Here is a 14,158-nt window from a genome sequence, read left to right on the forward strand (position 1 = left end):
TATCCCTCACGGACCACAAGGCCGTCCACCGGAACCCTCCCATGACCGCGTTCAGCCGCACCCCGCTGCAGGACTTCCTCCCCGCCCGGATCGCCGCCACCGCCGACACGCCCTGGATTCCCATGAGCGTGGAGAAGTCCTGGAAGCCGCTGCGCTTCCTCAAGGACGGCCGCGGCTTCGTCGAACTGCTGCGGATGCGGCCGGGCGCGGTCATGCCCCTGCATCGCCATACCGGTGAGATCCACGCCTACAACCTCGCCGGCACGCGCACGCTGTGCACGGGCGAGGTGATCGGCCCCGGCGACTACGTCTACGAACCGCCCGGCAACACCGACTGGTGGAAAGTGACGGGCGAGGAGGAGATGACCGCGCTGGTGGTGGTTATCGGCGCGGTGGAGTTCATCGATGCGGGCGGCAACGTGAAGTCGCGCGCCGACGCGCATTCGCAGCTCCAGGCCTACCGCGACCATTGCGTGCGGCACGGGCTGGCGCTGCGCGATCTGGTCGACTGACCGCGCGGGCCGCCGCCGCTTCGCCGCGGATGTCAACGGGTACCGCGCCGCCGCATGCATTGCGACAATCGACGTTCCACCCGGAAGACCGGGTTACAACGATTGGAAGCAATGCAGGACCCCAAGAAGTTCAGCGCGCAGCTCGCCGCGAAAATCGCCCGCCTCATCGCCGATGAGATCGCCGCCCAACCGCAGCAGGCGCAGGCCGCCATCGCCCTGCTCGACGAAGGCGCGACCGTGCCGTTCATCGCGCGCTACCGCAAGGAAGTCACCGGCGGTCTCGACGACACGCAGCTGCGCAATCTGGAAACGCGACTGACCTACCTGCGCGAGCTGGAAGACCGTCGCGCCGCCGTGCTGGCGAGCATCGAAGAGCAGGGCAAGCTCACCGACGAGCTTCGCGCCGACATCGAGACCGCCGACAGCAAGGCGCGCCTGGAAGACCTGTACCTGCCCTACAAGCCCAAGCGCCGCACGCGTGCGCAGATCGCGCGCGAAGCCGGGCTGGAACCGCTCGCCGACGGCCTGCTGGCCGATCCCACGCTCGCGCCGGAGGAATTCGCCGCCGGCTTCGTCGATGCGGAGAAGGGCGTGAACGACGTGAAGGCCGCGCTCGACGGCGCGCGCGCGATCCTGATGGAACGCTGGGGCGAAGACGCGGCGCTGGTCGGCGAGCTGCGCACCTGGCTGGGCGAGGTCGGCGTGATCCGTTCGCGCGTGGCCGAAGGAAAGGAAGCCGCCGGCGAGAAGTTCCGCGATTACTTCGACCACGCCGAACCGCTGTCGAAGATTCCCTCGCACCGGCTGCTCGCGTTGTTCCGCGGCCGTCGCGAAGAGTTCCTGTTCCTCGACCTCGACCCGGGCAGCGATGCCGACGCCGGCCACGTGCAGGGCGAAGGCCGCGTCGCGGTGCACGCAGGCATCAAGGCGCAGGGCCGCGCCGCCGACAAGTGGCTGCTGGATTCGTGCCGCCTGACGTGGAAGGCCAAGCTGCACCTGCACCTCACGCTCGACCTGTTCGCGCAGGCGCGCGAGAAGGCAGAGGCCGAGGCCATCGATGTGTTCGGCGACAACCTCAAGGACCTGCTGCTGGCCGCGCCGGCCGGGCCGAAGGCGGTGCTGGGCCTGGACCCGGGCCTGCGCACGGGCGTGAAGGTCGCCGTGGTCGACCGCACGGGCAAGCTTGTCGACACCGCGACCATCTACCCGCACGAACCCAAGCGGCAGTGGGACCAGTCGCTGATGGTGCTGCGCGCACTGAGCGCGAAACACCAGGTCGAGCTGATCGCCATCGGCAACGGCACCGCCTCGCGCGAGACCGACAAGCTGGCGGGTGATCTCATCAAGCTCGCGCCGGAACTGAAGATGCAGAAGATCGTCGTCAGCGAAGCGGGCGCGTCGGTGTACTCCGCCTCGGAATTCGCGGCGAAGGAATTCCCCGACCTCGATGTCTCGATCCGCGGCGCGGTGTCGATCGCGCGACGCCTGCAGGATCCGCTGGCGGAACTGGTGAAGATCGAACCCAAGGCCATCGGTGTGGGCCAGTACCAGCACGATGTGGACCAGTTCAAGCTGGCGCGCGCGCTGGACGCGAGGGTCGAGGACTGCGTGAACGCGGTCGGCGTGGATGTGAACACCGCTTCGGCCGCGCTGCTCACGCGCGTGTCGGGACTGTCGTCGACCATCGCGCAGAACATCGTCGTGTATCGCGACGCGAACGGCGCGTTCAAGTCGCGCAAGGAACTGCTCAAGGTGCCGCGTCTGGGCGACAAGACGTTCGAGCAGTGCGCGGGCTTCCTGCGCATCGCCGACGGCGACCAGCCGCTGGATGCCTCGTCCGTGCATCCGGAGGCCTATCCGGTGGTGGAGCGCATCCTCAAGCAGTGCGGTCGCGAAGTGAAGCAGCTCATCGGCGATGCGCCGATGCTGCGTGGCCTGAAGGCCGAACAGTTCATCGACGAGACGTTCGGTGTGCCGACGGTGCGCGACATCCTCAAGGAGCTCGAGAAGCCCGGACGCGATCCGCGCCCGGAATTCAAGGCCGCGCGCTTCGCCGACGGCGTGGAGGACATCAAGGACCTGCGCGAGGGCATGGTGCTGGAAGGCGTGGTGAGCAACGTCGCCGCATTCGGCGCGTTCGTCGACATCGGCGTGCACCAGGATGGCCTGATCCACATCTCCGCGCTGTCGGACAAGTACGTGAAGGACCCGCGCGAAGTGGTGAAGGCAGGCGACATCGTCAAGGTGAAGGTGCTGGAGGTCGATGTCGCGCGCAAGCGCATCGCATTGACGCGTCGCCTCGACGACACCGCGCCCGCACCGCGCGGCCCGCGCGAGGAGCGCGATCCGCGTTCCGGCGGCCCGCGCCGCGACGGTGGCCGCGATGCGCGGGGTGCCGGTGCCAACGCCGCCCGCGCGAACACGCCGCCGCCCATGAACAACGCGCTGGCCGCGGCGTTCGCGAAGGCAAAGAAGTCTTGATCCGTGCGACCTCCCCCGCGAGTGCGGGGGAGGTCGTTGCGTTTCAGCGGAAGTACGGACGTTCCGGCGTGAACAGCAGCTTTTTGCTGGCTTCGCGCCAGGCCAGCGGGCACGCGTCGCCGCGCAGCGTCACCGCCATCGCATAGGCCAGGCCGCGGGTTCGCGGCATCACGTTGCCGAGTGCGGCTTCGGCATCGGTCTGGCTCGCGCCCGCGCGCACCGCATCGACGAAGCGAGCAACGGCCATGCCCTCGTCGGTCGGATCGGCCAGTGCCTTCTCGCGCCAGCCCGCATCGGACTGACCCTCACGCAGGGCCAGCGCCCAGCTGCTCCACAGCGTGCCCGGGTCGATGCCCTCGGTCGGCAGCAGGGCGAGCGCGCGCTGCACCAGCTCCGGCGATGCACCGTCGGAGGCCGCCGCCTGACGTAGCACGTGCGTATACAGCGTCGCATCGCCTTCGGCCTGCTTGACGGCGTTGTACAGGTCGCCCTGTTCCAGCCACGCGTACGCCTCGTACGGCGTGCCACGCGTGGCGGCGCTCGGTAGTTCGAGCATCTGCGCGAGCACCGACGATTGTCCGACCAGGGACTGCCACTGCGCGGCGGGCACGTCGGTGATGCGCTTCACGCGCGCCAGCTCCAGCGCCACGTTCTCCGCCGTTGCCGGCGTCCGCAGGGCCTGGCTCCACAACGTATCCGCCTGCGGCCACTGCTGACGTTGCGCATACACGTACCCGGACGCCAGCGCGAACCACGGATCGTCCGGCCAGCGTTGCTGGCCTGCCAGGAAGGCCGCGTCGTGGTCGGGACCTTCGGGCGTGCAACGCGCGGCGAGGTACGCGTAGCCGGCGAACGCAGGTTCCTTCTGAGCGAGCGCGCGCTGCCTTGCGCAGACCTCGTCATGGCGCGGGCCATTGGCCAGTGCGAGTGCCTGTTCGGCGCGCAGCGTCGCCACGTCGTGCGGATCGCGGCGCAGGCGGTCGGTGACGATCCCATCGACGCCGCCGGGAAGCTCCTTGGCAAGCCACAGCCAGGTCGACAGATGGCGCGACTGCGGATCGTCCCAGCGCGCATGCGCGCGGATCAGCTCGCGCTGCTCGTCGCTGCCCGGCACCAGTGCGATCTGCTGTTGCGGCATCAGGTCACCCGCCGCACTGAGCACGGTGCGCGTGCCGCCGTTATCGTGCGCCTGCGTGCTGATCGACTGGGGCGGTTCCTCGAAGACGTGGTCGGCCGCGCTGGCCGACCAGCGCAGCGCACCCAGATTGTGCTGTGGCGGTGCCTGCTGACCGGTGCCGTATATTGCGGTCCACTGCACCAGCGGCGTCGCGCCGGCAACGTTGTAGAGGAAGTGCGACGTACCCGGCATCTTCTCGCTGCGGAAGGTTTCGACGACATCGCCGTCCGGCGTGCGCGTGACGACCTCGTGCGCCGTGCCGGCCTCCACCGACAGGGTTGTCGCCCGCTGCGGCGCGAGCTCGACGGTCTGCCCGTCGATCTCCACCACCACCGTGCGCGAAAGGCCGTTGTACAGCGATACGGTGGCGGTGCCGGTCTGCATGCCGAGCATCAGAACGCCACCGACGATGCCGCCAGCCACCACCACGCGCGCGACCGTCGCCACCACACCGTCCGCCGTCTGGAAGCGATCCCACCAGCCCAGGCGCGTCTGCCGCTTGCGCTCCTTGCCCGGGACCAGCACGGGATAGGGATGCGGCACCTGGCATGGCGTCGGTGCGTCCGGCTTCTCGCCGGAGGCCAGCCACGCCGTCACATGGTCCTCGTTGGCCAGCAGGGATTCCAGCGCGGCCGCGCGCAGATGCATCAGTTCGCCGCAGGTGTGGTTGACCCAGCCATCCACCACCTTCAGCCACTGGTTGATGTTCTCGGCCGTCGGCACACCCAGCCCGAGCTTGCCCAGGCTTTCCGCGAACGAGTGCTCCAGTCGCGTGGCGACGGTGTCGTCGACAACGACGTCGCCAGCGCGGTCGTAGACCACGCCGATCGCATCGTGCAGGCGGTCCGCGTCGCCGATGAGGCGGCGCAGCTCGGTGGACGATACGCGGTTGTCGGCCGTCACCACCTGCAGCGTGTTGACGAACAACCCGTGCAGGTCGCGCAGGTTCGCTTCGGTATGTTCGCAGTAATGCAGCAGCTCGACTTCGCTGGCCAGCACACGCTCCCAGGCGGGCGCCACGCGTCGCGCCGCGATCAGATGCAGACTGCGGCACTGGCGGTCGTGCTCGCGCACGGCCTCGCGCAGCGGCGCGATCTCGGCATCCAGCTCCTTGATCACCGGCTTCAGCTGGCGCACCGACAGCGTCCGACCACGCCAGTGCACTTCGCCGCCGGGGGCACGCAGGTGCCCCAGATGCGTGGCTTCGAGCGTGTCGCGCTCCTGCGCCAGTTCGTCCAGGCGTCGCAGGTCGTCGCCGTGGCGGGGCGCATAGAGCTCGCCGATGCGGGCGAGCAGTTCGGCATCGCCCAGCGCATTGGCGGTGGCGGTGAACAGCTCCGCTGGCGCTTCCACCTCGCGCACGAACGAGCGGCCAAGGTAAGAGCCGCGGTAACGCAGGTCGAGCGAGCGCCGGTCGAACTCGGCATCCAGACGCTTCAGTGTTTCCTCGATGGGCGCGAATGCGGGCGGTTCACCGACGAGCATGTCGTGCGAGAGCCTCCGCTTGAGCGCATCGGCGTCCCGCAGCAGCAGCGTGGCGGGGCGCTCGTCGATACGCGCGGCGACGTACTGGCGCTTGAGGTTGCTTTCGCGGTCCGAGTTGCTCGGATGCGTGGACCACATCTGTGGCGGCCTCGCCAGCTCCGAGCGGAACACGCGATGCTGGTGACGGTCGTTGTCGGGCAGCGTTGGCGGCTCGCCGAAGGTTGCGTGCGGCGCAACACGGCGCATCTGCTCGATCACGCGCGTCTGCACGGCGAACAGGTCGTCGACCGCGCGACCGCGCTGGTACTCGCGCGAGGCGTGGGCGAGTGCGCGATTCCATGCGTCGTCGGCCGCGCCCAGGCGATGCAGCGCGTGCACCAGCGCATCGCTGCCGGTGAGCGACGCGGCGACCAGGTCGGCCTGGTACTCCATCTCGCGCGAGAGCGCACGTTCGGACAGGACCACGATACGGAACGCGGACTCCACCAGGGAGCGGATCGCCCAGACGATCAGCGACAACGCCCAGCCGATCCACGCAATGCGAATGTCCAACCGCGAGAGCGTGCCAAGAAGACTGTCGAGTGCGTCGCGCCGCGCGATCAGTTGCGAGGCGATCTGGTGCGCCACGTACACCCAGCGACCCACCGCCATCGTGCGTTGCGCGAAGTGGCCGAACTCGTGCGCCAGCACGGCCTTGAACTCGCCCAGGTTGAGCACGTTGACCAGCGCCAGGCCAATGTCGAGGTTCTTCTTCGACGGCACGATCAGGTTGAACAGCGACAGGTCGTAGAACACGCCAGCGTTCACGCGCGGCGACAGGAACACGCGATGCGGTCGCGGTGCGCGGGCTTCGTCGGCCAGGCGGTGCAGGAACGCGAACAGCTCTGGCTGGTCGGCAGCCTTCAGCTCGAGGTCCGAGTGGCCCGCGCTGCGCTTGAAGAACACCAGGCCCTTGGCCATGAAGATCGCCAGGAACGCGGCGAACGAACCGACCAGCACGTTGCTGAAGCCGTCGCCGCCTTCCCCGGCGATCAGTGCGTGGAACAGCCGCCAGGCGGTCCATGTGAACCAGCCCAGCAGGGCCAGGTAGGCGACGGCGAACGTCAGCAGTCCGGCGACCGCCAGCCACGTATGGCGACGGTAGGCGGCGCTGGGTGCGGTCAACTGAGCGGGCACGGCCGATGGGCCGGCCGGATAGAGCGTATCCAACGTGTGATCCCCCTGGTTGTGGCTTTCGTCCAGCCTGCGTCCGGGGGCTCGCCATTTACATGCGAAACCTCCGAAAGCGCCCCGGGTCCCACCGTGCACGCGCCACCCGCGCCGTCTCCCCAGACGGTTGGCCGCAGGCGTTGCCGCAGGCAGGTCAGGACCCCGGGCCGATTGTGCACGCTGCCGGGACTGTGCGCATCCGGGCCTGAAAACAACAACGCCGGCTTGCGCCGGCGTTGTTGTCACAGCTCACGACGTGGGAATGCTTACTTGGTGATGTCCACGTCCTTGGTCTCGCGCAGGAACAGCGAGCCGATCACGAACGTCATCAGCGCGATGATGATCGGGTACCACAGGCCGTAGTACATGTTGCCGGTCGCCGCCACGAGGGCGAAGGAGATGGTCGGCAGGAAGCCGCCGAACCAGCCATTGCCGATGTGGTACGGCAGCGACATCGAGGTGTAGCGGATGCGGGTGGGGAACAGCTCCACCAGCCACGCCGCGATCGGGCCGTAGACCATCGTCACGTAGAGCACCAGCACCCAGAGCAGTGTCAGCACCATCGGCTTGTTGATCCGCTCGGGATCCGCCTTCTCGGGATAGCCGGCGCCGATCAGGATGCCCTTCAGGGCCTTTGCGAACGCTTCGGCATGGGACTTGGTGTCGTCCTTGCTCAGTCCGGCGCCCTCGTAGGCCGTTACCTCACCGGCGCCGACCGTCACCCTGGCCAGCGAACCTGCAGGCGCCGGCTGGACTTCGTACGGGATGCCGGCCTTGGCCAGCGCAGCCGCGGCGATATCGCACGAGTTGGTGAACACCTTCTTGCCGATCGGGTCGAACTGGAACGAACACGTGTTCGGATCGGCATGGACCACGGCCGGTGCCGATGCGCGTGCCTCCTCGACGGCCGGGTTCGCGTAGTGCGTCAGGCCCTTGAAGATCGGGAAGTAGGTCAGCGCGGCCAGCAGGCAACCGGCCATGACGATCTTCTTGCGGCCGATCTTGTCGGACAGCGCGCCGAAGACGACGAAGAACGGCGTCGCCAGCAACAACGCACCGGCCACCAGCAGGTTCGCCGTGGTGCCGTCGACCTTCAGCGTCTGGGTGAGGAAGAACAGCGAGTAGAACTGGCCGCCGTACCACACCACCGCCTGGCCGGCCGTCGCGCCCAGCAGCGCCAGCAGCATCAGCTTGCCGTTGCTGGAGAACAGGCTCTCGCGGAACGGCTTCTTGGCGGTCTTGCCCTCGGCCTTCATCTGCTGGAACAGCGGAGATTCGCTGAGCTGCAGGCGGATCCACACCGAGATACCGAGCAGCACGATCGACACCATGAACGGAATGCGCCAGCCCCAGGCCTCGAACGCTTCCGTGCCCAGATACACGCGGCAGCCCAGGATCACCAGCAGCGACAGGAACAGGCCTGCGGTGGCCGTGATCTGGATGAAGCTGGTGTAAAGGCCACGCTTGCCATGCGGTGCGTGCTCGGCCACGTACGTGGCCGCGCCACCGTACTCGCCACCCAGCGCCAGACCCTGGAACAGGCGCAGGGCGATCAGGATGACGGGCGCCGCCACGCCGATGGTGGCGTAGTTGGGCAGGACGCCGACCAGGAACGTCGACAGGCCCATGATCACGATCGTCACGAGGAAGGTGTACTTGCGCCCGATCCGGTCGCCGAGGCTGCCGAAGAACGCCGCGCCGAACGGACGCACGAAGAAGCCGGCGGCGAATGCAAGCAGCGCGAAGATGAAGCCGGTGGTTTCGTTGACGCCGCTGAAGAACTGCTTGGCGATGATCGCCGCGAGCGAGCCGTACAGGTAGAAGTCGTACCACTCGAACACGGTGCCCAGGCTGGACGCGAAGATGACCTTCTTGTGCCCCTGGGTGAGGGTGCCCTCTTTCGGGGTATTTGCGGTGATGGTGGACACGTTGGTCGCCTCTTAGAAGTTGTACTTCACATGCGTCTGAAGGCGGTTGAGCTCGCCGCGGTCGCCGTTCTCGAGTTCACGCTGGCCCCAGATCAGCTCCGCACCCAGGTCGAGCTTGGGAAGCGGGGTGTAGATCAGGTTCAAGTGGGCCGATTGCGCGCCCTTGGTGATGCCAAGGCCAGTGAAGTCCACGTTCTGGTCGTAGTCGGCGCGCGAGTAGAACAGGTTCGTGCGCAGCTTCGGGCTGAACACGTGGCGCCAGCCGACGAAGCCGGCGATGACGTCGATGTTGTCCAGGTCGCCCGTGGAATCGAGCACCGCATCGTTGTTCAGCGCCAGACCGATGTAGCGGCCGATGCCGCTGCCGCCGGTGACCATGTAGCGGATGTCGTCGTTCTTGCCGATGTTGAACTTGCCCGACACGCTGATGCCGTAGCCGGTGGTGTCGTCCTCCACCGACGGGCGCGCCGGCACGGTCGGCGTGGCCGCGACGCCTGCCGTCTGGTACTTCAGCTGGCGCACGAGGCCCGCGACGCCGAAGTGGCCCCAATCGCCCTTGAAGGTGTAGCGCGCGGTGAGGTCGGGCATCGGGCCGTCGTCGCCGGCGATCTGCGCCATGTTGCCGTTGAACGGCGTGTAGACCGTCTCCGGGTTCTCCATCGAGAACGACCACGGCCCGTTGGTGTAGCGCACCTGTGCCTGGCGCACGAACACCGTACCTTCCGTCGGGCCGAGGAAGTCGACCGTGTCGGGCAGTGCGGCGGTGTCCTGGAAGTTGGTCCAGGTCTGGCCGGCCAGCCACTTGTTCCATTGCACATAGGCCTGGCGCAGCGTGAGCGCATAGGTGTTGGTGGCGATCTCGTTGCCGGTGAAGGCCGTGCTGCCGCCGCCGAACAGATCGAACTCCAGGTAGGCCTTCAGCTTGTCGCCGTTGTCGGTATCGCTGTCCACGCCGAACCAGAAGCGCGAGAAGTTGGCGCCCATGTCTGTGTCGGTGCCGCCCTCGCGCAGATGGCCCTGGCCGACAGGAATGGCCTTGGGCACATAGAACAGGCGACCGACGGTGCCGTCGGGAATGTCGCCGTCGTTGGTCGAGGTGAGCGAGGCGTCCAGCTTGATGAAGCCGCCGTAATAGAACTTCGAGTTCGGATTGGCGGCCGGCGTGATCGTCGTGCTCTGGATCGGCGACACCTTCGGTGCGCCTGCGGCAGCCGTCGCCGGTGCAGCGGCGGCCGGAGCGGCGGGCGGCGTCGCCTGCGCCGTCTTCACTTCGCTGATCTGGGTCTGTTGCTGCTGCTGTTGCGCGACCAGTTGCTGGACCATCGCTTCCAGCTGGGCGACGCGCGCCTCCAGCTCCTTCTCCTTCGCGGTCTGCGCGAACGCCATCCCCGGCAGCGCCAGCGCGACCAGCAATGCGGCGGCGAGCGGACGGCGGCGCGGTTGCGGCGTCGACGTCGGCGTCGTGGCAATGCGTGTGGACATGATTCCCTCCCAAGGAACGCCGCGCCCAATGCACGGGTCGGGTCAGCCTGCTGGGCCATCGCGCTGCACAACCATTCCCCATTGGTCGTAGGCGACGGCCTGTGGCAGGGGTTTACGACTAACGTCTAAACCGGCCCGGATGAGGCGGGACGGTGAATGCGGCACACTGGGCTTCCGACCGCTGGCGCGGCCGCGTCGCCCACACCGAATGCCGTCCCGGAGTACGTCATGAACCATCCCGCCACCGTCTATCCGATCGACCCGGACTTCGCCGCCCAGGCGCGGGTCACGCGCGAGTCGTACCAGCGCCTCTACGCTGAATCGGTGAAGGATCCCTCGGCGTTCTGGGGCCAGGTCGCGCAGCGGCTGGAGTGGTTCCGCGCACCGACGAAGATCAAGGACGTCAGCTACAACCTGGACGATTTCCGCATCCGCTGGTACGAGGACGGCGAACTCAACGCCAGCGTGAACTGCCTGGACCGCCACCTGGCCACGCGCGGCGACAAGACCGCGCTGCTGTTCGAGCCGGACGATCCGTCCACGCCCTCGCAGCACGTCACCTACCGCGAGCTGCATGCGCGCGTGTGCCAGCTGGCCAATGCGCTGCGCTCGCTGGGCGTGCGCAAGGGCGACCGCATCACCATCTACCTGCCGATGATCACCGAGGCCGTGGTGGCGATGCTGGCCTGCGCGCGCGTCGGCGCGATCCACTCGGTGGTGTTCGGCGGTTTCGCGCCGCAGTCCATTGCCGACCGCGTCGCCGACTGCCAGAGCAAGCTCATCATCACCGCTGACGAAGGCCTGCGCGGCGGCAAGAAGGTGCCGCTGAAGGCGAACGTGGATGCCGCGCTGAAGATGCCCGGCACCAACACGGTGGAAACCGTGCTCGTCGTGCGCCACACCGGCTCGGCCGTGGACATGCAGATGCCGCGCGACCGCTGGTACGACGCGGTCGTCGACGGGCAACCGACCGAATGCGCACCGGAGCGCATGAACGCCGAAGACCCGCTGTTCATCCTCTACACCTCCGGTTCCACCGGCAAGCCCAAGGGCGTGCTGCACACCACCGGCGGCTATCTTGCGTACGCCAGCTACACGCACGAAACCGTGTTCGACCTGCGCGAGGACGACATCTACTGGTGCACGGCCGACGTGGGCTGGGTCACCGGACACAGCTACATCGTCTACGGCCCGCTGGCCAATGGCGCGACCGCGCTGGTGTTCGAAGGCGTGCCGAACTACCCGAACGTCTCGCGCTTCTGGGAAGTGATCGACAAGCACAAGGTGACCATCTTCTACACCGCGCCCACCGCGATCCGCGCGCTGATGCGCGATGGCGACGAGCCGGTGGCGAAGACCTCGCGCGCCTCGCTGCGCCTGCTGGGAACGGTGGGCGAGCCGATCAATCCCGAAGCATGGCGCTGGTATTACGAAGTCGTCGGCGACTCGCGCTGCCCCATTGTCGATACCTGGTGGCAGACCGAGACCGGCGGCATCCTCATCACTCCGCTGGCCGGCGCGATCGACCTCAAGCCCGGCTCGGCCACGTTGCCGTTCTTCGGCGTACAGCCGGCGCTGGTCGATGCCAACGGCGCGCGCCTGGAAGGCGAGGCCGAGGGCAACCTGGTGCTGCTGGACTCCTGGCCCGGCCAGATGCGCACGGTCTACGGCGATCACCAGCGCTTCATCGACACGTACTTCCGTACGTACCCCGGCTCCTACTTCACCGGCGACGGCTGCCGCCGCGACGCCGACGGCTACTACTGGATCACCGGTCGCGTCGACGACGTCATCAACGTCAGCGGTCACCGTATCGGCACCGCCGAGGTCGAGAGCGCGCTGGTCTCGCACCCGAAGGTGGCCGAGGCGGCGGTCGTCGGTTTCCCGCACGACATCAAGGGCCAGGGCATCTACGCCTACGTGACGCTGATCGCCGGCGAAGCGCCGACCGACGCGCTGCACAAGGAACTGATCGCGCACGTGCGCCAGGAAATCGGGCCGATCGCCACGCCCGACCACCTGCAATGGGCGCCGGGCCTGCCGAAGACGCGCTCGGGCAAGATCATGCGCCGCATCCTGCGCAAGATCGCCGAGAACGCACCGGACCAGCTCGGCGACACCAGCACGCTGGCCGATCCGAGCGTGGTCGAATCGCTGGTGAAGGAACGGCGCGTGCCGTGAGGTAACTTCTCCTCCCCTTGCTTGCAGGGGGAGGTCGGGAGGGGGTTCGATGGCGCGCAAGCGCCGAGGCTCGCCGCGATGCGGCTTCGCACCCCTCCCCAACCCTCCCCTGTACACAGGGGAGGGAGCAAACTCCGATCGGAACTCATGCCCACACTCCTCATCGCCGACGACCACCCGCTGTTCCGCGAAGCACTGCGCGGTGCGGTCGCACGCGTATTGCCCGATGCGCAGCTGCGCGAGGCGGACAGCGTCGAGGCGCTGTACACGCTGGTCGAGGCCGAGCCCGACGCGGACCTGCTGCTGCTCGACCTCAACATGCCCGGCGCGCAGGGCTTCAGTGCGCTGGTGCACCTGCGCGCGCTGCATCCGCAGCTGCCCATCGTGGTGGTGTCCGCGCGTGAGGAGCCCACGGTGATGCGTCGCGCGCTCGATCACGGTGCGGTCGGCTTCATACCAAAATCCGCCGACGCCGCAACGCTGGGCGAGGCGATCACGCGCGTGCTCGATGGCGATCGCTGGGCGCCATCGGTCGCGCTCTCCGCGCCGGCGGCGCACGCCGACGAACACGACGCCGCGCAACGCCTGCGCGATCTCACGCCGCAGCAGTTCCGCGTGCTGCAGATGCTGGGTGCGGGCCTGCTCAACAAGCAGATCGGCTACGAACTGGGCGTGTCGGAGGCCACCGTGAAGGCGCACGTCACCGCGATCCTGCGCAAGCTTGGCGCCAGCAACCGCACGCAGGCGGTGTTGATCGCCGGCCGTCTCGCACTGGACCCGGGCGCGATCGTGCCGCCGCCGGAAGAGGCGGACTGACGCCGCACCCCCGCTGCCGGGTGTAGATTCGGCGCATGAGCCTGCAGCGACCCATCGCCGCGTTGCGCCCGTTCGTCGAAGCCCTGTGGGCGAGCGATGCTGCGTCGGGTGGCGTCGCGTATCGCGAACACGTGCTGCCCAGTGGCCGCATGCACCTGGCGATACGGCTGGGCGATGCGCCGATGCGGCTGTTCCGCGAGGCGAACGACTCCATGGGCGAGGGCATGCGCCCGGCCACCGTATGCGGCGCGCGCCCCGGCTTCTACATCAAGCAGGCGGCACCGGCGTCGTCGGTGGGCGTGCTGTTGCGGCCCGGCGCGGCACAGGCGTTGCTCGGCTGCGATGCGGACGAACTCGGTGCGCGGCACATCGCGCTCGATGATCTGTGGAGCGTGCACGACGTCGAACGCCTGCTCGAACAACTCCGTGCCGAACCGGATGCGCGCGCGCGGATCCAAGCGTTGCAGCGTGCGCTGCTCGATCGCCTGCGTCCGGTGCGCGCGATGCACCCTGCGATAGCCCAGGCCATGCAACAACTGGACGAGGGCGATGCCAAGGTGCGCGAGATCGTCGCCGCGAGCGGATGCAGCCATCGCCACCTGATCGCGCGCTTCCGCGCGGCCACAGGGCTGGCCCCGAAGGAGTACGCACGCGTGAAGCGCTTCCGCCGTGCGTTGCGCCTGCTTGCCGCGGCACGCCCGCTGGACGGGCTGGCGCTCGATGCCGGCTATAGCGACCAGGCGCATTTCAATCGCGAGTTCCGCGCGCTGGCGGGCATCACGCCACGCGAGTACCTCGCCGCGCCCGTGCGTGGCAGCCTGCATGTGCCCCGGGTCAATTTCGTTCAAGACGCCCCGGCCCGCGCCGACTAGGGTGTTCCCGACATC

At 68.0% G+C, this 14,158-nt stretch carries 8 protein-coding genes; 5 read left to right on the plus strand and 3 right to left on the minus strand.

Translation table 11 applies throughout. The features are described 5' to 3' along the window. Window positions 1-41: 41 nt before the first annotated feature. Both QLQ15_RS04730 and QLQ15_RS04735 read left to right on the plus strand, forming a co-directional pair. On the plus strand, window positions 42-512 hold the full coding sequence (locus QLQ15_RS04730; protein ID WP_283211695.1) for a cupin domain-containing protein: 471 nt from the start codon (window positions 42-44) through the stop codon (window positions 510-512). Window positions 513-623: 111 nt separating this feature from the next. After that, window positions 624-2,993 (plus strand): Tex family protein, encoded by a 2,370-nt coding sequence (locus tag QLQ15_RS04735; RefSeq protein WP_283211696.1) that lies wholly within the window; start codon window positions 624-626, stop codon window positions 2,991-2,993. Window positions 2,994-3,036: 43 nt separating this feature from the next. Here the strand turns inward: QLQ15_RS04735 and QLQ15_RS04740 are convergent, their stop codons facing one another. The 3 genes from QLQ15_RS04740 to QLQ15_RS04750 form a co-directional block, all read right to left on the minus strand. Next, window positions 3,037-6,831, minus strand: coding sequence for a M48 family metallopeptidase (locus QLQ15_RS04740; protein ID WP_283211697.1), 3,795 nt, complete (start codon window positions 6,829-6,831; stop codon window positions 3,037-3,039). Between the two features lie 299 nt (window positions 6,832-7,130). Next, window positions 7,131-8,792 (minus strand): MFS transporter, encoded by a 1,662-nt coding sequence (locus tag QLQ15_RS04745; protein ID WP_283211698.1) that lies wholly within the window; start codon window positions 8,790-8,792, stop codon window positions 7,131-7,133. Between the two features lie 12 nt (window positions 8,793-8,804). Beyond that, entirely contained in the window at window positions 8,805-10,274 is a 1,470-nt protein-coding gene (locus tag QLQ15_RS04750) for a DcaP family trimeric outer membrane transporter (protein WP_283211699.1), read from the minus strand. Between the two features lie 156 nt (window positions 10,275-10,430). On the opposite strand from QLQ15_RS04750, the gene acs reads away from it, so the two are divergent. From acs to QLQ15_RS04765, 3 genes are all read left to right on the plus strand, one after another. Continuing rightward, window positions 10,431-12,455 carry an acetate--CoA ligase gene (acs, locus tag QLQ15_RS04755; protein WP_283211700.1) on the plus strand — a complete coding sequence of 675 codons (2,025 nt, stop codon included), beginning with the start codon at window positions 10,431-10,433 and terminating at the stop codon, window positions 12,453-12,455. A 147-nt stretch (window positions 12,456-12,602) separates the two neighbouring features. Next, a complete protein-coding gene (locus tag QLQ15_RS04760) occupies window positions 12,603-13,271 on the plus strand; it encodes a response regulator transcription factor (protein ID WP_206861808.1) in 669 nt (222 codons plus the stop codon). A 35-nt stretch (window positions 13,272-13,306) separates the two neighbouring features. Continuing rightward, entirely contained in the window at window positions 13,307-14,143 is an 837-nt protein-coding gene (locus QLQ15_RS04765; RefSeq protein ID WP_283211701.1) for a helix-turn-helix domain-containing protein, read from the plus strand. Window positions 14,144-14,158: the final 15 nt, after the last annotated feature.

The organism is Lysobacter stagni, from assembly GCF_030053425.1.
GTDB lineage: Bacteria > Pseudomonadota > Gammaproteobacteria > Xanthomonadales > Xanthomonadaceae > Lysobacter_J > Lysobacter_J stagni.